Raw genomic sequence first — 18,558 nt, forward strand, 5'->3', positions numbered from 1 at the left:
CGGCAGGCGGCGGGGAGGAACGGGCGTCGTGTACAAGTGGCGGCTCCCCGTACCCCAGCGGGCCAGAGGTCTCAAGGTGGGAGCCGTTGGTTTTCCAGTTCCATGTCCGGACGGCAAGGCGCCCGGGACGCGATCGTCCGTCGGAGGGCCGCCCGACCGACGGGGCAGAGGCGCGGATTCGCCGGTAGAATCCCCTCGGAAGAACGCTTTTCACGGCCGGCGGGCCCGGAGCCGTCCCTGCGCGCCGTGGCTTGACCGATCGGCGCTCCGTGGGTAATGGCATCCCTGCCTGCGGCCACTGAACGCGGGTACACCGTCGATCCCTGGGGGGACGCGCGCTCGCCGTGGCGGCGGCGCGTGGCCTCCCCACCCCTGGAGATAACGCCCGTGCCCCCTGCCCAGCAGGTCCCGTTTCCCCTCGATGGTGAGGGTGGTCAGAAGAGGCCTCGGCGCGCCCCCAAGACACCGGGCGGCAGTGAGCCGCCGCCGCCGCCGCCGGTGCCCGACACGTCGCTCGCGGAAGAGGCGCAACGCAAGTACCTCAACTACGCGCTGAGCGTCATCACGTCCCGCGCCCTGCCCGACGTGCGCGACGGCCTGAAGCCGGTGCAGCGCCGCATCCTCTATGCGATGCAGCACGACCTGCACCTCGCCCCCGACGGGCGCTTCCGCAAGAGCGCGGCCGTGGTCGGTGACGTGATGGGTAAGTACCACCCGCACGGTGACGTCGCGATCTACGACGCGATGGTCCGGCTCGCGCAGGACTTCGTGATGCGCGCGCCGCTCGTCGCGGGTCACGGCAACTTCGGCTCGATCGACGGCGATGCGCCCGCGGCGATGCGTTACACCGAGGCGAAGCTCCGGCCGCTCGCGATGGAGCTGCTCGGCGAGCTCGGCAAGCGCACGGTGGAGTGGCGGCCGAACTACGACGGCACGCGCAGCGAGCCCGTCATCTTGCCGGCGCGTTTCCCGAACCTGCTCGTGAACGGCTCGCAGGGCATCGCGGTCGGCATGGCCACGAGCATCCCGCCGCACAACCTCATGGAGGTGCTCGACGCCTGCATCGAGCTCTCGAACCAGCGGGACCTGCCGGTGAGCCGGCTCTTGAAGAAGATCAAGGGCCCGGACTTCCCGACCGGCGGGCAGCTCCACGCGACGAAGGAGGAGCTCGAGGCCGTCTACACGACGGGCCAGGGCTCGCTGAAGCTGCGCGGCGAGTGGAAGCAGGAGGAGGACGACTCGAAGCGCGGCCCCTCGTTCATCGTGATCACGTCGATCCCGTACGGCGTCGAGCGCAAGGCGATCGTCGAGAAGATCGCCGAGGTGATCATCTCGAAGAAGTTGCCGCCGCTGCTCGACGTGCGTGACGAGTCGACGGACATCGTGCGCATCGTGCTGGAGACGAAGCGCGGGACGGATCCGCAGCTCGTGATGGCGTACCTCTACAAGCACACGCCGCTCGCGGTGCACGTGCCGGTGAACCTCACCTGCCTCGTGCCCACGGACAACCCCGACGTCGCCGCGCCGAAGCGCCTCGGGCTCGACGAGATCCTGAACCAGTTCCTGACGTTCCGGTACTCGACCGTGACGCGGCGGCTCGAGTTCGACCTCGGCGAGCTCAAGGCGCGCATCCACGTCCTCGAGGGCCTGGAGATCGTCTTCGACGCGCTCGACGAGGTGATCGCGATCATCCGCAAGAGCGAAGGCAAGGCGGACGCCGCGGCGAAGCTGATCAAGCGCTTCAACCTCTCGGACGAGCAGACGGACGCGATCCTGGAGCTGCGCCTCTACCGGCTGGCGCGGCTGGAGATCCAGGTCGTGCGCAAGGAGCTCGGGGACAAACGCAAGGAGGCGGGGCGCCTCGAAGGCGTGCTGAAGAGCGACACGAAGCGCTGGGACATCGTGCGCGACGAGCTCGCGCAGATGAAGGAAAAGTACGGCGATCGCCGCCGCACGAAGGTCATGGGCGCGGTCGACGAGCCGGAGTTCCAGGCCGAAGACTTCATCGTCGCGGAGGACGCGAACGTCGTCCTGAGCTCCCAGGGCTGGGTGAAGCGCGTCCGGGAGCTCAAGGATCCGTCGGCGACGCGCCTGCGCGAGGGCGACGGCGTGCTCGCGGCCGTGGCCGGCTCGACGCGCTCGTCCGTCGCGTTCTTCTCGAACCTCGGCGCCTGCTACGTCTGCCGCATCCACGACATCCCGCCCTCGACGGGTTACGGCGATCCGGTCCAGAAGCTCTTCAAGATGGCGGACGGCGAGCGGATGGTGGCGATGATGTCGCTCGATCCGCGCGCCCTCGGCGAGGAGCTCCGCGCCCCGACGGAGGGGGCCGTCGAGCCCGAGCCGCCCTTCGCGCTCGCGCTCACCCGCGGCGGCCTCGGCTTCCGCTTCTCGCTCCGGCAGCACCGCGAGCCGAGCACACGCGCGGGCCGCAAGTTCGCGAAGCTCGGCGAGAACGACGAGGTGCTCGCGGTCCTCTTGCCGCCCTCGCACGGTTTCGTCGCGCTCGTCGCGACGAACGGCTTCGCGCTCGGCGTGCCCGTCGACGAGATCGGCGTCCTCTCCGGCGCGGGCAAGGGCTCGACCGTGATGAAGCTCGACGAGGGCGAGCGCGTGGTGGGCGCGTCGCTCGACGAGCACGTCGAGGTCGAGAGCGAGAAGGGGAAGATCCTCCGTGACAGCGTGGAGAAGATGCGCGGCGCGCGCGGCGAGTTCGGCCGCCAGTGTTTCCCCGCGAAGAAGGACCGCATCGTCCGCGTCGTCCCGCCCCCCGTCGCCACGCCGGTCCTCGGCAAGTCGACCGAAGAGGAGAGCTGAGCCATGGCAACCGCTACCCCGCAGCCTACCTCCGGATCCCGCTACACCGCGAAGGACATCGAGGTCCTCGAGGGCCTCGAGCCCGTGCGCAAGCGCCCCGCGATGTACATCGGCGGGACCGACACGCGCGGCTACCACCACCTGCTCTGGGAGATCGTCGACAACGCGGTCGACGAGGCGATCAACGGCCACGCCAAGCGCATCGAGGTGACGCTCGACGCCGATCATCGCGGCGCGACGATCACCGACGACGGCCGCGGCATCCCGGTCGACGTGCACCCGAAGTACAACCGCCCCGCGCTGGAGCTCATCCTCTGCACGCTGCACGCGGGCGGCAAGTTCGCGAGCTCGAACTACAAGGTCTCCGGCGGCCTGCACGGCGTGGGTTCGAGCGTGGTGAACGCGCTCTCCGTCGAGCTCGAGGTGAAGGTCCTGCGCGACGGTCACGAGCACGTGCAGGCCTTCAGCCGAGGCATCCCCACGGGCAAACTCAAGCGCGGCGCCGCGACCCGCAAGCACGGCACGATCCTGCACTTCCGCCCCGACCCGGAGATCTTCGGCGACAAAGCGTCGTTCGACGCGGACACGGTCAAGGAGCGCCTCGAAGCGAAGGCCTACCTGCACGGCGGCCTGCTCATCGTCTTCAAGGACCAGGCGACGGGCGAGGCGATCGAGCTCGTCCACCCGAACGGCATCGCCGACTACCTGCCGAAGCTCGTCACGCAGCGGGGCAAGCCCGCCGTGCACACGTCGATGTTCCACATCGCGAAGGACGCCGACAACATCCGCCTCGAAGCGGCGCTGCTCTGGACCGAGTCGCCCGACGAGTCGTTGCGCTCCTACGTGAACGGCATCCCGACGCACTCCGGCGGCTCGCACGAGAGCGGCTTCAACACCGCGATCGTCAAGGCCGTACGCGCCTTCATCGAGGCCAAGAAGATCCAGCCGAAGGGCGTGACCCTCACGGCCGAGGACATCCGCGAGGGCATCGTCGGCCTCCTGTCGATCTACATCCAAGAGCCGCAGTTCCAGGGACAAACCAAGGACCGGCTGAACAACCCCGAGGCCGGCCCCGCCGTCGAAGGCATCGTGCGCCCCGCGCTCGAGCAATGGCTGCTCGAGAACGGCACGGCCGGCGAGGCGATCGTGATGCGCGCGATCCTCGCCGCCCGCGCCCGCGAAGCCCGCCGCGAAGCGACGCAGCAGGTCGTCCGCAAGACCGCGATCTCGCACCGCCTGAACCTGCCCGGCAAGCTCGCCGACTGCAGCTCGACCGACCCGAACGAGAGCGAGCTCTTCATCGTCGAGGGCGACAGCGCCGGCGGCTCCGCGAAACAAGGCCGCGACCGGCGCACGCAAGCGATCCTGCCCCTCCGCGGCAAGGTGCTGAACGCCGAGCAAGCCTCGACGTCGAAGGTGCTCTCGAACAAGGAGCTCCAGGACATCGTCAGCGCCCTCGGCTGCGGCTTCGGCAAGGACTTCGACGCCTCGAAGCTACGTTACGGCCGCATCTTCCTCCTGATGGACGCCGACAGCGACGGCCAGCACATCGCCACGCTGCTGCTCACGTTCTTCTACCGCCACCTGCCCGGCCTCATCCGCGGCGGCCACGTCTACCTCGCCCAACCCCCGCTCTACCGGATCGACGCCGGCAAAGAGACCCACTGGGCCCTCGACGAAAAAGAGCGCGACCGCATCCTCGTCAAGCTGCCCAAGGGCCAGAAGCCCGAAATCTCCCGCTTCAAGGGCCTCGGCGAGATGCCCGCCGAAGACCTCAAGGCCACGACCCTCGACCCCCGCCGCCGCCGCGCCCTGCGCGTCGTCATCGAAGGCGAGCTCGAGACCGACCGCATCCTGAACGAGCTGATGGGCAAAGACGCATCGGCACGCTTCCGGTTCATCATGGACCGAGCCCAGACGGCCGAAATCGACGTCTGATCCGCCCCCCACCCCTTCCCCGTCCCCACACATCCCGCGTTCGTCCCCGCGCCATCGTCGTGCGTCCGGGCACACGCGCGCCCCCGCCCCGCACCCCGCATCAGCGCAACCCGATCATCCGGCGCCGAACCTGCGCGAGTTGAGCAGACTCGGCGCAACACGAGATCGAGCCGCTCATACGCAGCCTTAGGGCCCCAGATAGACGGCGCAAGGGTCAGAAGGATGCTCGCCCGCAGCTTCCAAAAACCCAAGGATCCACGAGAACCGCGCAAAATCCCGGCACCAAGGCCATTTCCGCCATCCCGCTGACAGATGCTGAACCCACGGCCCATCGTATGTGCACGAGAGATTGGTACGCCTACATGGTAAATATTGATACCAGTCACGGCCGCACCCACCCTTCGGCCCAAGGGTTGCAAAGGCAGGAAGCGAGATGCCGTCACGGCGCCGCATCAGCGGCGAGATTCCCCGTGGCAAGGAGAGGTTCCCGTGAGCGATGCGCTTCCTTTGACGATGCTGAACGCACCCTCCGCCGCCCTTCACACCTCGGCCTCGCCCATGCCGCCATTTGCGGTCCGCCAGGCCCCCATCACCCAGACGCTGCCCCGCATCCCCGCGCCGCAGCCGTCGCAAATCATCCCGAAGAGCACGCCCGAGCGCATGCGCGTGGCCCGCGAGCGCATCAAAGCCGCCGCAGAAGCCGGCCAACGCATCCGCTCGTACGAAGTCGCCCTGGACCTCGACCTGTCCGAGTTCCACTTCGCACGCCAGTTCCGCGCCGCCTTCGGCCGCTCCCCTCACGTCTTCTACGATGAGGTGCGCGCCCAGAAGGCCCGCGAGCTGCTCACCGAAGGCATGAGCGAAGGCGACGTCGCCCGCCGTATCGGATTCCGCAGGCCCGCCGAGCTGCGCGCTCTGCTGTCGAAGCGGTGAGAGCGCGGGGCGTTGCCCCGCACCCCAGCAGGGGGTTGTCCACCCCCTGCACCCCGGACCAGGCACGGCCTGGACCGAGGGTGGATGAACTGCGCAACGCGCAGTTCATCCAACAGGCCCGTAACAAGACCACGCCCGCGTTGCCATCCCTCCCCCCGCAGCCGAGACGTCAGCCCTGCCGTCTCGACTGGCAAAGTCGTCGCCGGTCTTGACGCGGGCCCGTTGCGAAAGCCGCGCATCGCGCGGTTTTCGCACCCTCGGTCCAGGCCGTGCCTGGTCCGGGTCCAGGGGTGGACAACCCCTGGTCGGGTCTGGGGCGAAGCCCCAGCTCAGCGCTCCCTGCGGAGCACACTCACGCCGGGCCAGGCCTTTCCGTGATCGGTCACTTCCCACTCGTCGAGGCCGAGGAAGCGGCACTTTGCGCCGTCGAACATGCCTCCGCTCGTGCGCAGGGTGAAGCTGTCGCCGGACTCGCCTTCGATGCGGTAGGGCGCGCTCTCGTCGGGGGTCTTCGAGGTTCGTACGCTCTGCGCGTCCTGCTCGAACCGGATGCGGAGTGACTCGAAGAGGTCCGCCATCAAGGGCATCGCCTCGTTCGGGATCGGGTGGTCCGACGTGTAGCGGACGATCTCCCACGTCCCCTGGAGCTTCTTCTTTGCGCCCGTGAGCTCGGGCTCGGCGGGGTTGTTTGCGTCGAGGGACGGCTTCTCTGGCCCCTCTGCGACGGGCGGACCACTGCCACCGGCGCAACCTGCGAGCAGCGCCGCGAACACGACCCCGAGGCGAGAACGTCCCACGATCCGGGAAGGTACGCCGACTCCGGGAGTCACCTCAAGCTTTGCGCGACGCCGCGCCGATCCTCTGGTGCTGGAGCGACGGCAAGCTCGCGCGGACTTGCTCGAGGTAGCGCGGATCGAGCGTGGCCACGACGACCCCTTCCCCCTCCGATGCTTGCGCCACGACCTCGCCCCACGGGTCCACGATGCACGACTTCCCGTAGGTCCTGCGCCCCTTCGGGTGGATGCCCCACTGCGCCGCTGCGATCACGTAACACTGCGATTCGATCGCCCTCGCTCGAAGCAGCACGTGCCAGTGATCCTTGCCTGTCGCGAGCGTGAACGCTGCCGGCACGATGAGCGCCTCGGCGCCGCGCGAGACGAGCTCGCGGTAGAGCTCCGGGAAGCGCAGGTCGTAGCAGATCGACAGGCCGATCCGCGCCCCTCGTGCCTCGACGACGACGGGCTGCTCGCCGGGCATACACGACGCCGACTCGCGGTAGCGCTGGCCGTCGCCGACCTCGACGTCGAACATGTGGATCTTGCGGTAGCGCGCGACGATCTCGCCTGACGGCGCGACGACGGCGCAGGTGTTGTGGACGCGCTTCGGATCGGGCGAGCGCTCGGGCAGGCCACCTGCGAGGATCCAGAGGCCGTGCTTCGTGGCGTTCTCCGCGAGGAAGCTGCGGATCCGGCCTCCCTCGTGGGCGTCGAGATCCTCGGCGACGCGGAGCCGCTCGTCGTCGTCCCCGCCCATGAAGGCGAAGTTCTCGGGCAGGACCACGATCTGCGCGCCGCGGGCGGCGGCCTCGGCCACGAGGCGCTCGGCGCGGCCGAGGTTCTCGGCGAGGTCCGCCTGGCTGTTCATCTGCACGGCAGCGACGACGACAGGCTCACGCATGCGGGGAAGGCTAGCCTACCCTTCCCGCGTGGTCCGCGTGCGTGTCGACCTCGCGGATCGTCCACAGAAATCGACGGGGGCGTGGAGCATGCCCCTTCCCGACCTCGGACGGGTCGCTATTCTGCGCGCCGCATGGGGCCCCTCTCGTACCTGCCGCGGTCGGTTCTCGGCGTGGCGCAAGAGATCGTGCGGCACCTCCTCAAGCGGCCCGTGGTCGGCGTGGCCGTGGCCGCCCGGACGGAGGACGGCAGGTGGCTGCTCATCCGGCGCGCCGACACGGGGACCTGGGCGCTGCCCGGAGGCACGGTCGAGTGGGGCGAGACACTGCGAACGACGGTCGTGCGCGAGCTCGACGAGGAAGCGGGCGTCGACGACGTCACGATCGGCGAGATCGTCGGCGTGTTCTCGCGGCCGGATCGCGACCTTCGGTTCCACGCCGTGACGATCGTGGTCTCGGCGCGTGTGGGCGAGCCGAAGAAGCCGCCGAAGAACCGGCTGGAGATCCGCGAGGCGCGGCTGTTCGTGGACGACGAGCTGCCCGCGCCGCTCGCGATGGGGATGGACGACATACTCGCCGCCGCGCGCCGCGGCGAGGTGGTGTTCGAGTGACGATTCGAGGGAGGACACGAGGATGACGCACCTGCACCACGGCTGGGACAAACAGCCGGATCCGGCCGTGCGAGCGCGGATCGACGAGCTCGCCGAGCGCATCGAGCGTTACCGCGCGAGTTATTACGCCGGCAAACCCGACATCTCGGACGCCGCCTACGACGCGCTCGAGGACGAGCTGCGCGACCTCGACCCGACGCACCCGGCGCTGGCCCGCGTCGGCGCCCCCGTGACCGTGACCGAGTGGGAAAAAGCTCGGCACGAGATCCCCATGGGCTCGCTGAACAAGGTCGTGAACGAGGCCGAGCTCGAGGCCTGGGCCGCGCGCTGCGACGAGCTCGTGGTGAAGGAAGGCGGCGAGGCGATCTCGGACGACCTCTTCGTCGCGGAGAAGCTCGACGGGATCTCGATCGAGGTGATCTACCGCGACGGCAAGTACGCCGACGCGATCACGCGCGGCGACGGGATCATGGGCGAGCGCATCTCGCCGAACGTGGCCCGCATGCGCGGCGTGCCGCAGAGGCTGAAGGAGAAGCTCACGCTGAGCGTGCGCGGCGAGATCATCCTCAAGCTGTCGGACATGAAGAAGTCGTTCCCGGGCGTGGCGAACCCGCGCAACGCCGCCGCAGGGACGTCGAAGCGCTTCGACGGCCAGGGCTGCGAGCACCTCACGGTGCTGTTCTACGACGTGGCCGATCACCTCGACGTCACGACCGAAGAGCAGAAGATCACGTTCCTGCGCAAGCAGGGCTTCGGCACGCCGTGGACCGCGAAGGGCACGCTGAAGGACGTGCTCGGGTTCTACCGGAAGTACTCGTCGGAGATCCGCGCGGGGCTCGACTACGAGATCGACGGGCTCGTGGTGCGGGCGAACTCGACGGCCTCGCAGACGTTGCTCGGCGAGGTGAACCGGCGGCCGCGCGGGGCGATCGCGTTCAAGTTCGCGTCGCAGGCGAAGGTGTCGAAGGTGGTGGAGATCCTCTGGGACACGGGGCCGAGCGGGCGCGTGACGCCCGTCGCGATCGTGGAGCCGGTGGAGCTCGCGGGCGCGGTCGTGCAGCGCGCGAGCCTGCACAACATGAGCAACGTGCGCGCGCTCGGGATCGGCGTGGGCGACGAGGTGCTGGTGTCGCGCCGGAACGACGTGATCCCGTACGTCGAAGAGGTGGTCGAGAAGGGCGGCAAGACGGAGCAACCTCCGACGAAATGCCGTCGCTGCGCGGCGGAGCTCGTGACGAGCGGCGAGTACCTGCTCTGCAGGAACCAGGAGTGCCCCGCCCTCGTCGAGGGCCGGATCCACAACTGGATCGACGCGATCGGCGCGCTCGAGTGGGGCGACAAGCTGATCGAGCAGCTCGTCGAGGCGAAGCTCGTGAAGGAGCCGGGGGATCTGTACAAGCTGAAGCCGAAGCAGATCGCGGACCTCGAGCGGCGCGGCGACAAGATCGCGAAGAAGGTGCTCGACGAGCTCACGAGCCGCCTGCCGCTGACGCTGCCCGTGTTCCTGGCCGCGCTCGGCATCGAGGGGTTCGCCATCCAGACGGCGCGCCTGCTCGTGTCGGCGGGGTACACGACGATCGAGAAGTTGCTCGCGGCGACGGAGGCGGACCTCGCGGGGATCTCGGGGCTCGGTCCGATCAAGGCGGGCATGATCGTGCGCGGGCTGCAGGGCCGCAAAGCCGAGATCGAGCGGCTGATCGCGCAGGGCATCGTGCCCGTGACGCAGGAGCAGGAGGGGCCGCTCGCGGGGATGTCGTTCTGCTTCACGGGCGCGCTCAGCCGTCCGCGCGGCGAGATGACGAACCTCGTCGAGTCGAACGGCGGGCGCGTGCTCTCGGGCGTGACGAAGGAGCTTCAGTACCTCGTCAGCGCCGAGGCCGACTCGGGATCGAGCAAGGCGCAGAAGGCGAAGAAATACGGGACGGTGCTCCTCGACGAGGCCGGCTTCGTGAAGCTCCTGCAAGACAAGGGCGTGAAGGTCTCCTGACCTCTCACCAGTACGTGTCCTGATCCTCGGTGACGCCCGCGAGCCGCTCGATCGTGATCGGCTCGCGGCCCGGGACCAGGATCCGCCCCGAGAACTCGCCCGCGAGCTGGAGGAAACGCGAGCGGACGATGCCGAGGTCGTGGCGCTCGGCGTGGAGGCCGCTCGGTGAGAAGCGCAGATCGACGCCCTCGTCGGGCGCGCGGACCTGCCAGTCGGACAGAGGTCGTTCGCGGTCGAAGGAAAAACGGACGGCGGAGAGCGGCACGATCTCGCCGTCGATCCACGCGACACACTCGCGATCACCGACGAACCCTTCGGTGAGGTTCAAGGCGATGGGCTTGCCGTCCGACGTGCGGCCGAGGCCGAAGCCCCAGCGCCACGCGGTGTGCCGCTCGAGCAGCCCCGCCGTGAAGTCGTAGCCGGCGAGCGCGTGCTCGAGCGTGTACCTGCGGCCTCCGGCGACGAGGGTTCCGTCGACCGAGAGGAGCGCGCGTTTCTCCGTGGTCGAGAACAGGTCCTCGCGAAGCGCCGCGACGACGCCGAGCGCAGGCGGAGCGTTCGTGGTGCCGAGCCGCGCCTGGAGCTCGAAATTTTGCATTCGTACATCGACAACGTAATCGCTCTGTCCGATCGGCCGCGAGACGGAGAGGTGGCTGCTGCCGAGGTGGTAGGAGGCGAGGCAGCCCTCGCCGCCGCTGTCGCCGATGAAGGCCGTAAAAGGCGGGCCCATGGTGGTCTCGTCGCAGACGGCGCGGCCCTCGCGACGATCGACGACGAAGGCGAAGGCGTTGGAGGCGTAGCCGAGGCGGATGATGGCGACGGCGCAGATGAGCTCGTCCGAGGCGAGGGTCACGTAAAACCAGCGCTTTTCGCGGCGCAGGCGGGTGAACGGGTTCTTCGCGGCGGCCCCGAAGGCGACGGGCGGCAGGCCCCCGGCGTACGTGCCGAACCGGGGCCTCTGGGTGGTCGGGTCGAGGATCGCTTCGGGCGGAGCACGGTGGATCTGCATTCCCTGGAGAATAGCGAGCTCCGGGAAGACGGCACGAACCGACGCACGGCGCGGAAGCGCCATCGCGGATCCGAGTGGTAGACTCGCGCGCCATGCAGGCCGCGATCGTGAACACGCCCCTTCCCGTCAACGAGCCGGTGCGTTCGTACGCTCCAGGTACGCCCGAGCGCGCGGATCTCAAGGCCGCACTCGCGCGCATGTCCGGCGAGACGATCGAGATCCCGATGGTGATCGGCGGTCGCGAGGTCCGCACGGGCAACTTGGTCGACGTGCGCGCGCCGCACAAGCGGAGCCTCCTGCTCGCGCGGGCGCACGAGGGAGGGCGCGAGCACGTGGCGCAGGCGATCGACGCCGCGCTCGCCACGCAGAAGGTCTGGGGCGAGATGCCGTGGACGGCGCGCGCGGCGGTGTTCCTGCGCGCGGCGGAGCTGCTCGCGACGCGCTACCGGCCGCTGCTCAACGCGGCGACGATGCTCGGACAGAGCAAGACCGCGTATCAGGCGGAGATCGACGCGGCCTGCGAGCTCATCGACTTCCTGCGCTTCAACGTGGCCTACGCGCGTCAGATCGCGACGGAGCAACCCCAGAGCTCGCCCGGGACGTGGAACGTGATGGAGCCGCGGCCGCTCGAAGGGTTCGTCTTCGCGGCGACGCCGTTCAACTTCACGGCCATCGCGGCGAACCTGCCCACGGCGCCGGCGATCATGGGCAACACCGTGGTGTGGAAGCCGTCGGCGAACGCGCTGCTCTCGGCGCACTGGATCATGACGCTGCTCCGCGAGGCGGGCCTGCCCGACGGCGTGATAAACCTCGTGATGGGCGATCCGGCCGAGGTGACGACGCAGTGTTTCGAGCACCCGAGCCTCGCGGGCGTGCACTTCACGGGCTCGACGCCGGTGTTCCGGTGGATGTGGCGGAAGGTCGGCGAGAACATCGATCGGTACCGGACGTACCCGCGCCTCGTGGGCGAGACGGGCGGCAAGGATTTCGTCTTCGCGCACGCGAGCGCGGATCCGACGGCGCTCGCCGTCGCGCTCGTGCGAGGCGCGTTCGAGTACCAGGGGCAGAAGTGTTCGGCGGCGTCACGCGCGTACGTGCCGAAGTCGATGTGGCCGGCGCTGAAGGAGCGGATCGTCGAGCTCACGCGGATGATCCGCGTCGGCGACGTCGCGGACTTCCGGAACTTCATGGGCGCCGTGATCGACGGCAAGGCCTACACGCGGATCACGAGCGCGGTGGAAGACGCGCGCCGAGGCGGCCACGCGCGGCTGATCTGCGGCGGCGAGTGGAGCGACGCGGAGGGCTTCTTCATCGAGCCGACGGTGATGGAGACGGACGATCCGAAGCACACGCTCATGGAGACGGAGCTCTTCGGCCCGGTGCTCACGGTGTGGCCCTACGAGGACGGCAAGGAAGACGAGGCGCTCGCGCTCTGCGACGAGACGAGCCCGTACGGGCTGACGGGCGCGGTCTTCGCGCGGGATCGAGTGTTCGTCGAGAAGGCGAGCAACGCGCTCCGCCGCGCAGCCGGCAACTTCTACGTGAACGACAAACCCACGGGCGCAGTGGTCGGGCAGCAGCCGTTCGGCGGCGGGCGCGCATCGGGGACGAACGACAAGGCGGGCAGCGTGCTGAACCTGCTGCGCTGGACGTCGCCGCGCGTGATCAAAGAGAACTTCGAGCCGCCGCGCGCCGTGCCGTATCCGTTCCAGTCCGAGCCGTGACGAGCGCGCCGAATCACTCCGGCGTGGCCTGGCAGGCGCCGCCTTCGAGGGCGAGACAGACGCCCTTCTCGTCCTCGTAGTAGTCGGCTTGTTCCTCGTAACAGTCGGCCTGGCGGGAGATGGACGTGGCGTAGGACGCGTCGTCTTTCGCGAGGTCGATGCAGGTGGACGTGCAGACCGCCTCGCTCGAGCCGGGCTGGCAGAGGGCGCTTTTTTCGCAGATGACGGCGCAGCTATCCTCGGGCGAACGATCGCCGCAGGCGGAGAGCGCGAAGGTCGAGAGAAGCACGAAGAGAGTCGAAAGGCGCATGCGTCGAGGATAACGCAGGCGGGCCGCGGCAGTGGTATACGGGCGCTCGATGCGCACCCCGAGCTTTCCCCTGGTCTCGCTGGCACTCGTCCTCCTCGCCTGCGGTGGCTCGACGCCGGAAGCCGTGACGCCCCCGAACGCGGACGTCGTCGCGGCTGACAAGGCCGTCGAAACGCCGGCAAAAACCGCGGATACGCCGCCCGCCCCCGCGCCGAAGCCGGAGTTCGATCCGGTCGCCGTCGGGATGACGCCGGACGGCGCACGCAAGCTCTGCGACGAGCACCTCGCGAAGGCGAAGTCACTCGCGGAAGAGATCAAGGCGCAGAAGGGCGCGCCAGCGGAAAAACTCACGTTCGCGTCGACGGTGGGCCGCTTCGACGACGTGATCCTCGAGCTCATGAGCGCGGGCGAGTTCCCGTATCTGATGGGCGTGGCGCACCCGGACGCGGCGGTGCGCGAGGCGGCGAAGGCGTGCGAGCCGAAGACGGACGCGTTCCAGACGTCGCTCTGGCTCGACGCGGACGTGGCCTCGGTGATCCAGGCCTACGCGAAGAAGGGCGAGAAGCTCGAAGGCGAGCGCGCGCGGCTGCTCGCGGACGTGCTGCGTGATTTCCGGCGCAACGGGCTGGAGCTCGCGGCGGACAAGCAGGCGCGGCTGCGCGAGCTCAACGCGCAGATCACCAAGAAGGGCCAGGAGTTCATGTCGAACATCGGCGCTTCGACCGAGTGGATCGAGGTCGATCCGAAGGAGCTCGAGGGCCTGCCGAAGGAGTACGTCGCGAGCCACAAGGCGAACGACAAGAAGAAGGTCCGCATCTCGACGGACTACCCGGACTACTTCCCGTTCATCACGTACGCGAAGAACCGCAAGCTCGCGCTCGAGCTCTACGTGAAGTTCACGAACCGCGGCGGCAAGCAGAACGTGCGCCTGCTCGAGGAGCTGCTCGCGCTGCGGACCGAGAAGGCGAAGCTGCTCGGCTACGAGACCTGGGCGGACTACGCGATCGAGCCGCGCATGGCGAAGAGCCGGAAGAACGTGCGCGAGTTCCTCGACAACCTCTCGGCCGCGCTGAAGGACCCGGTGAAGTCGGAGCTCGAGGAGCTCAAGAAGGAGCACGTGCGGCTCGGCGGGAAGAAGACGGACGTCCTCTACCCGGGCGATCGGTACTACCTCGAGGACAAGGTCCGGAAGGCCAAGTACAACTTCGACTCGCAAGCGCTCAGCGAGTACTTCGAGATCGGCGCGGTGAAGAAGGGCCTGATGGACATCACCGCGCGCATGTACGGGCTCGAGTACCGCGAGGTACCGGCGAACGCGTGGCACCCGGACGTGACCGCGTACGAGGTGTGGTCGAAGGGCGAGAAGATCGGGAAGTTCTACCTCGATCTGTATGCGCGGGCCGACAAGTACAAGCACGCGGCGATGTTCGGCGTGCGCACGGCGAAGCGCCTGTCCGACGGGACGTGGCAGCAGCCGATGGCGGCGCTCGTGTGCAACTTCCCGAAGACGACGGGTGATCAGCCGGGGCTGATGTCGCACGACGAGGTGACGACGTTCTTCCACGAGTTCGGCCACGTGTTGCACCAGCTCCTCACGCGCTCGGAGCTCGCGACGTACTCGGGCTCGAACGCGGTGCGCGACTTCGTGGAGGCGCCGTCGCAGATGTTCGAGGAGTGGGCGTGGTCGCGCGAGGTGCTCGACACGTTCGCGAAGCACTACAAGACGGGCGAGAAGATCCCGGACGCGATCTTCACGTCGATGACGAAGGCGCGCACGTTCGGGCTCGCGCTCGCGACGCAGCGGCAGCTCTTCCTGGCGTCGCTCGATCAGGAGATGCACGCGCGCAAGGCGCCGTTCGACACGACGAAGGTGGTGGAGGAGGTGCAGAGCAAGGTGGACGTGTTCCCGTACGTGAAGGGGACGCACTTCCAGTCGAGCTTCGGGCACCTCATCGGCTACGACGCGGGCTACTACGGCTACCAGTGGGCCCTGAGCCTCTCGCGCGACGTGCTCACGCGCTTCCGCAAGGAAGGCCTGCTCAACACGGCGACGGCCGCCGCCTGGAGGACCGAGGTGCTCTCGAAGGGCGGCGGCGAGGACGAGCGGACGATGATCACGCGCTTCCTCGGCCGCGCGCCGAGCCACGACGCGTACTTCGCCTACCTCAAGGGCAAAGAGTGATCTCGGCAGGGGGCGCGGCTCGCGCCCCCGCCTTCCTCAAGGCTGCACGGAGATTCCCATCGCCTCGCGCAACGTCCCGTGTGCCTCGGAGACGGTGAACCCGATCAGATCGACGATCTTCGTCTCCGCGTCGAGCGTGCCTCGCGGCTCCGCGCGGAGCAGCGTCGAGGCGACCTCCAGGCTCCCGCAGAGCATGTAACCCGCGCGCGTCGCGCAGCGCTCCACGGCCGCGGCCCAGCGGGGTAGGTCCGGACGAACGTTTGCCCCGGCGAACGCCGAGACGGCTTGCTCCAGCGCCGCGCGTCGCTCCTCGTCGAGGTGCGCTTCGAAGAGCGGCTTGTACGCGAGCACCACGTCGCGCACCTTCGCCGGGATCGGCTCGTCCGGCAGGGCGATCGCGATCGCGCTGACGAAACACGCGCTGAGCTCCTCCAGCGACGGGTAGAAGAGCAGCAGGCGGTGATGGCCCACGTGATACGTGAGGTGCCGACCCACGAGGAACGCGAGCTCCGCGAGCGTACGACCACGCAGCGCGTGCTGACCCGCGAGCACGGTCGCCTCCTCGGCGGGGATCGCCACGAGGCTCACGGCCGCGTCCTCGCGCACGTACACGGCGGGCGGCATCACGCCGAGGAAATGGCTGCCCCACGCGAACGAACGCACGATCGAGATCGTGCTGCGTTGAAGGTCCTGCTTCTGGGATGGATCCAGCGCCGGCAACCTCCCTTCGCTGGCGAGCTGCTCGAGCCGGGCTGCGATCGCCGCGCTCGCGATCGCCTCGAGCACGCCCTCGGTGAGCGTGTCCCTCCGCTCGTCGCGCAAGAGGTCCCAGCCCTCGGCGGGCATCGCGCTCAGGAAACGCGGGACGCCGTTCGGCTTGTGCTCGTCGTGGAGGAACCGCTCGCGGGACTCGGCCACGCCGAGGTGCGTGGTCACGACGGCGGCCGCGTACGCGGCGTCCGGCTGGCGGAGCTTCTGCGCCACGTCGAAGAGATCGTGGAACGACTGGGCGCGCTGCGGATCGAGCTTCGCCGCGTCACGCAGGTGCACGAGCGCGCGCTCGTGGCGGCCGAGCGTGCGGGCGAGATCCGCGACGACGAGGTGGCCGCCGAGATCCTCGGGCCGCTCGTCGACGGAGCGCTCGAAGTAGGCGAGCGCCACGGTCGGATCCTCGAGGTGATCACGGAAGAGCAGGCCGAGCCGCCGCCCGATCTCCCAGGCCGCGCGGCGCCGCGCTTCGCCCTGCGGGAGCCTGTCGAGGCGCGAGAGCGCGCGCCGGTAGATCGCCTCGAGCTGGCTCCACTCCTGCCGCTCCGAGAGGATCCGCGCGAGCGTGTCGAGCGGCTCGAGCATGCTGGAGTCGCTGTCGATCGCGAGCTCGAGCATCTCGATCGCCAGCTCCTCGCGGTCGATGTCCTGGCAATACGTCGCGAGCTCGAGGTAGGTCGCGGCGCGATCACGCGGGACCGGCGTGAGCTCGGCGATGCGGCGGCGGGTCTCGATGGCCTTGTCGATCTCGCTCGCGTGCTCGTAGAGGCGGCGGAGCTTGCCGAGCACCAGGAGATCCTCGGGGCGGATGTCGCGGGCGCGCTCGAACGAGGTCCGCGCGCGGCCGGGATCCGAGCCGATGCTCTCCCAGCGCTCGCCGAACTCCATCAGGTGCTCGAAGCGCTCGGTCTCGCTCGTGAGGGTCGCGAGCAGGCGCTCCTCGGCGGCGTGGACGGCGCGGAAATCGCGCTCGGCCACGTTCAGCACGACCAGCGCTTCGAGCGCGGGGCGGTACTCGGGGCGCAGGGTCAGCGCCTTGTCGAGGTTGCTGATCGCCTCCTTGCGTTTCTCCTGTCCCCACTTCGCGGTCGCGAGGCGAACGTAGAGCTCGGCGCGCTCCTCCGTATCCCCGGGCGCGAGGTGGCCGAGCGCCTTGCGGTACTCGCCGAGCGCGCCCTCGTGATCCTTGGAGGCGAGCATCGCGTCGCCCACGTCGCGGTGGCGCACGGCCGGCGATGTCTCCACCGCCGGCGGCGTCTCGGGCGACGCGACGGGCTCGGGAGGCGGCGAGGACGCGCGAGGCGACGCGGAGGGCGCCGAGGGCTCGGCCGGCACCACGCTGATCCGCGGCGCGGGCGCGGAGACGATACCTTCGACTTGCGGGCTCGGGGTCGTCGCCGGCGCGACGGACGGAGGCGCGGGCTCGTGGATGATCACCCGCGGCACGGACTCTTCTTGCCGCGTGAACGATCGATCCTCGGGCAACGTCGCCTCTGCGTAGGCCGCGGGTGGATCGCTCCGCAGCTCGATCGGCGCGGCCTCGGGCGAGACCTCCGGCAGAGGTTCGGGCCTCGTGGGCTCGGGCGTCGTGGGCTCGGGCGAAGCCGAGCTCGGCATGATACGCGAGCGTAACGTCGTGGCGGGCCCGCCCTCGCCGAACGCGGCGTCGTCGAGCACGACATCCACGCTCGGCGGCGACATCTCCGACGCGTGGGCGCCGAGCGGCGGCGCATCGACGGCCTCGACACGCGTGAGCGGCTTGCCGAGGCCCCCGAGCAGCGCCTCGGCCGCCTCCGATTCGAGCGTCACCTCTTCGAGCCGCTCGCCCAGGCCGAGCGCCTCCGCGTCGAGCGTCGAGGGCGCGTCGGCGAGCGCGAGCACGCCCGCGTCCTTCCAGATCGGCGATCCGACGGGCACGGGGATCAACGCGAACGGCGTCCAGCCGCGCGCGTGGGCGAAGCACGGCACCGCGCCGACGATCCCTTCCTTGATGCGCTCGTAGAGCATCCGCGCGAGCAGCCCGCGCTCGATGTCCGCGTCGTCGAGCGCGCCGATGAGCGCGCGCGTGAACGGCGACGGCCTCTCCTCCACGCCGTGCGACAGAGGGCGCGCGGCGATGAGCAGCTCGATCCCGCTGCGCGACGGGTTCACCGCGTCCTTCGCGGCGGCGACCACGGTCGCGCTGCGGAACGGATCGGCCGGCGCAGGCGCGTGACGACACTCGAGCACGAAGAGCACCGGCCCCGAGACGTGATCCTGAAAGACCGCGACCACGTCGGCGAGCGCGTCGCCCGTCTGCGGGTTCTCGGGATCGAGGCAGAGAAAAAACTCGCCGTCGACCGAGACCGCGACGGGGCTCGAGACGTAGAAGAGGATCTCGTCCTCCGGGCCCGGCTTGCGCGCCTCGAAGAGCGTGTCGAGCTGCTCGGCGAGATCCACGAGCGGATCGATGTCCACCACCTCGAACGCCGTGTCGTCCGAGGGGAGACGTGATCGGAGGATGTCGCCGTCGAGCGCGCCAGGCGGCGCGCGCATGTCGGAGAGGGGCGAGGGCGTCGCGACGATCGCCAAGCGCATCAGGCTGCTCCCGGGCCGCGGGCCTTC

The 18,558-nt window shown here is 69.3% G+C and carries 12 protein-coding genes; 7 read left to right on the forward strand and 5 right to left on the reverse strand.

The annotated features are described in order from the left end of the window. Nucleotides 1–387: 387 nt before the first annotated feature. The 3 genes from GF068_RS04030 (at nt 388) to GF068_RS46860 (ending at nt 5,688) form a co-directional block, all read left to right on the forward strand. Nucleotides 388–2,817 carry a DNA gyrase/topoisomerase IV subunit A gene (locus GF068_RS04030; RefSeq protein WP_338046212.1) on the forward strand — a complete coding sequence of 810 codons (2,430 nt, stop codon included), beginning with the start codon at nt 388–390 and terminating at the stop codon, nt 2,815–2,817. A 3-nt stretch (nt 2,818–2,820) separates the two neighbouring features. Next, nucleotides 2,821–4,755, forward strand: a complete 1,935-nt coding sequence (locus GF068_RS04035; protein ID WP_153817928.1) for a DNA gyrase/topoisomerase IV subunit B — start codon at nt 2,821–2,823, stop codon at nt 4,753–4,755. A 489-nt stretch (nt 4,756–5,244) separates the two neighbouring features. Continuing rightward, entirely contained in the window at nt 5,245–5,688 is a 444-nt protein-coding gene (locus GF068_RS46860) for a helix-turn-helix domain-containing protein (RefSeq protein ID WP_153817929.1), read from the forward strand. Between the two features lie 329 nt (nt 5,689–6,017). On the opposite strand, the gene GF068_RS04045 is transcribed toward GF068_RS46860, so the two are convergent. Continuing rightward, nucleotides 6,018–6,485 carry a hypothetical protein gene (locus tag GF068_RS04045; protein WP_153817930.1) on the reverse strand — a complete coding sequence of 156 codons (468 nt, stop codon included), beginning with the start codon at nt 6,483–6,485 and terminating at the stop codon, nt 6,018–6,020. A 34-nt stretch (nt 6,486–6,519) separates the two neighbouring features. Next, entirely contained in the window at nt 6,520–7,365 is an 846-nt protein-coding gene (locus tag GF068_RS04050) for a carbon-nitrogen hydrolase family protein (protein ID WP_153817931.1), read from the reverse strand. Between the two features lie 132 nt (nt 7,366–7,497). Here GF068_RS04050 and GF068_RS04055 point away from each other — a divergent pair, with 132 nt between their 5' ends. Together GF068_RS04055 and ligA are read left to right on the forward strand one after the other, a co-directional pair. Next, on the forward strand, nt 7,498–7,974 hold the full coding sequence (locus GF068_RS04055) for an NUDIX hydrolase (protein WP_170319289.1): 477 nt from the start codon (nt 7,498–7,500) through the stop codon (nt 7,972–7,974). A 22-nt stretch (nt 7,975–7,996) separates the two neighbouring features. Then, on the forward strand, nt 7,997–9,961 hold the full coding sequence (gene ligA, locus GF068_RS04060) for an NAD-dependent DNA ligase LigA (RefSeq protein ID WP_153817932.1): 1,965 nt from the start codon (nt 7,997–7,999) through the stop codon (nt 9,959–9,961). Between the two features lie 4 nt (nt 9,962–9,965). Here the strand turns inward: ligA and GF068_RS04065 are convergent, their stop codons facing one another. Then, on the reverse strand, nt 9,966–10,970 hold the full coding sequence (locus GF068_RS04065; RefSeq protein WP_170319290.1) for a DUF2804 domain-containing protein: 1,005 nt from the start codon (nt 10,968–10,970) through the stop codon (nt 9,966–9,968). Nucleotides 10,971–11,062: 92 nt separating this feature from the next. Here GF068_RS04065 and pruA point away from each other — a divergent pair, with 92 nt between their 5' ends. Next, nucleotides 11,063–12,694 carry an L-glutamate gamma-semialdehyde dehydrogenase gene (pruA, locus tag GF068_RS04070; protein WP_153817934.1) on the forward strand — a complete coding sequence of 544 codons (1,632 nt, stop codon included), beginning with the start codon at nt 11,063–11,065 and terminating at the stop codon, nt 12,692–12,694. 13 nt (nt 12,695–12,707) lie between these two features. Here pruA and GF068_RS04075 read toward each other — a convergent pair whose 3' ends face one another. After that, on the reverse strand, nt 12,708–13,004 hold the full coding sequence (locus tag GF068_RS04075) for a hypothetical protein (protein ID WP_153817935.1): 297 nt from the start codon (nt 13,002–13,004) through the stop codon (nt 12,708–12,710). Between the two features lie 49 nt (nt 13,005–13,053). Here GF068_RS04075 and GF068_RS04080 point away from each other — a divergent pair, with 49 nt between their 5' ends. Continuing rightward, nucleotides 13,054–15,186 (forward strand): M3 family metallopeptidase, encoded by a 2,133-nt coding sequence (locus GF068_RS04080; RefSeq protein ID WP_153817936.1) that lies wholly within the window; start codon nt 13,054–13,056, stop codon nt 15,184–15,186. Between the two features lie 36 nt (nt 15,187–15,222). Here GF068_RS04080 and GF068_RS04085 read toward each other — a convergent pair whose 3' ends face one another. Continuing rightward, nucleotides 15,223–18,531 (reverse strand): tetratricopeptide repeat protein, encoded by a 3,309-nt coding sequence (locus GF068_RS04085; RefSeq protein WP_153817937.1) that lies wholly within the window; start codon nt 18,529–18,531, stop codon nt 15,223–15,225. Nucleotides 18,532–18,558 lie beyond the last annotated feature (27 nt).

Origin of the sequence: Polyangium spumosum (genome assembly GCF_009649845.1) — a bacterium.
Classification (GTDB): Bacteria; Myxococcota_A; Polyangia; order Polyangiales; family Polyangiaceae; genus Polyangium; species Polyangium spumosum.

What these genes read in the sequence shown, in the direction of transcription:
- GF068_RS04035 (WP_153817928.1), top strand. Translation starts at nt 2,821, where the DNA reads ATGGCAACCGCTACCCCGCAGCCTACCTCCGGATCCCGCTACACCGCG.
- GF068_RS04050 (WP_153817931.1), bottom strand. Translation starts at nt 7,365, where the DNA reads ATGCGTGAGCCTGTCGTCGTCGCTGCCGTGCAGATGAACAGCCAGGCG.
- GF068_RS04055 (WP_170319289.1), top strand. Translation starts at nt 7,498, where the DNA reads ATGGGGCCCCTCTCGTACCTGCCGCGGTCGGTTCTCGGCGTGGCGCAA.
- ligA (WP_153817932.1), top strand. Translation starts at nt 7,997, where the DNA reads ATGACGCACCTGCACCACGGCTGGGACAAACAGCCGGATCCGGCCGTG.
- GF068_RS04065 (WP_170319290.1), bottom strand. Translation starts at nt 10,970, where the DNA reads ATGCAGATCCACCGTGCTCCGCCCGAAGCGATCCTCGACCCGACCACC.
- pruA (WP_153817934.1), top strand. Translation starts at nt 11,063, where the DNA reads ATGCAGGCCGCGATCGTGAACACGCCCCTTCCCGTCAACGAGCCGGTG.
- GF068_RS04075 (WP_153817935.1), bottom strand. Translation starts at nt 13,004, where the DNA reads ATGCGCCTTTCGACTCTCTTCGTGCTTCTCTCGACCTTCGCGCTCTCC.
- GF068_RS04080 (WP_153817936.1), top strand. Translation starts at nt 13,054, where the DNA reads ATGCGCACCCCGAGCTTTCCCCTGGTCTCGCTGGCACTCGTCCTCCTC.
- GF068_RS04085 (WP_153817937.1), bottom strand. Translation starts at nt 18,531, where the DNA reads ATGCGCTTGGCGATCGTCGCGACGCCCTCGCCCCTCTCCGACATGCGC.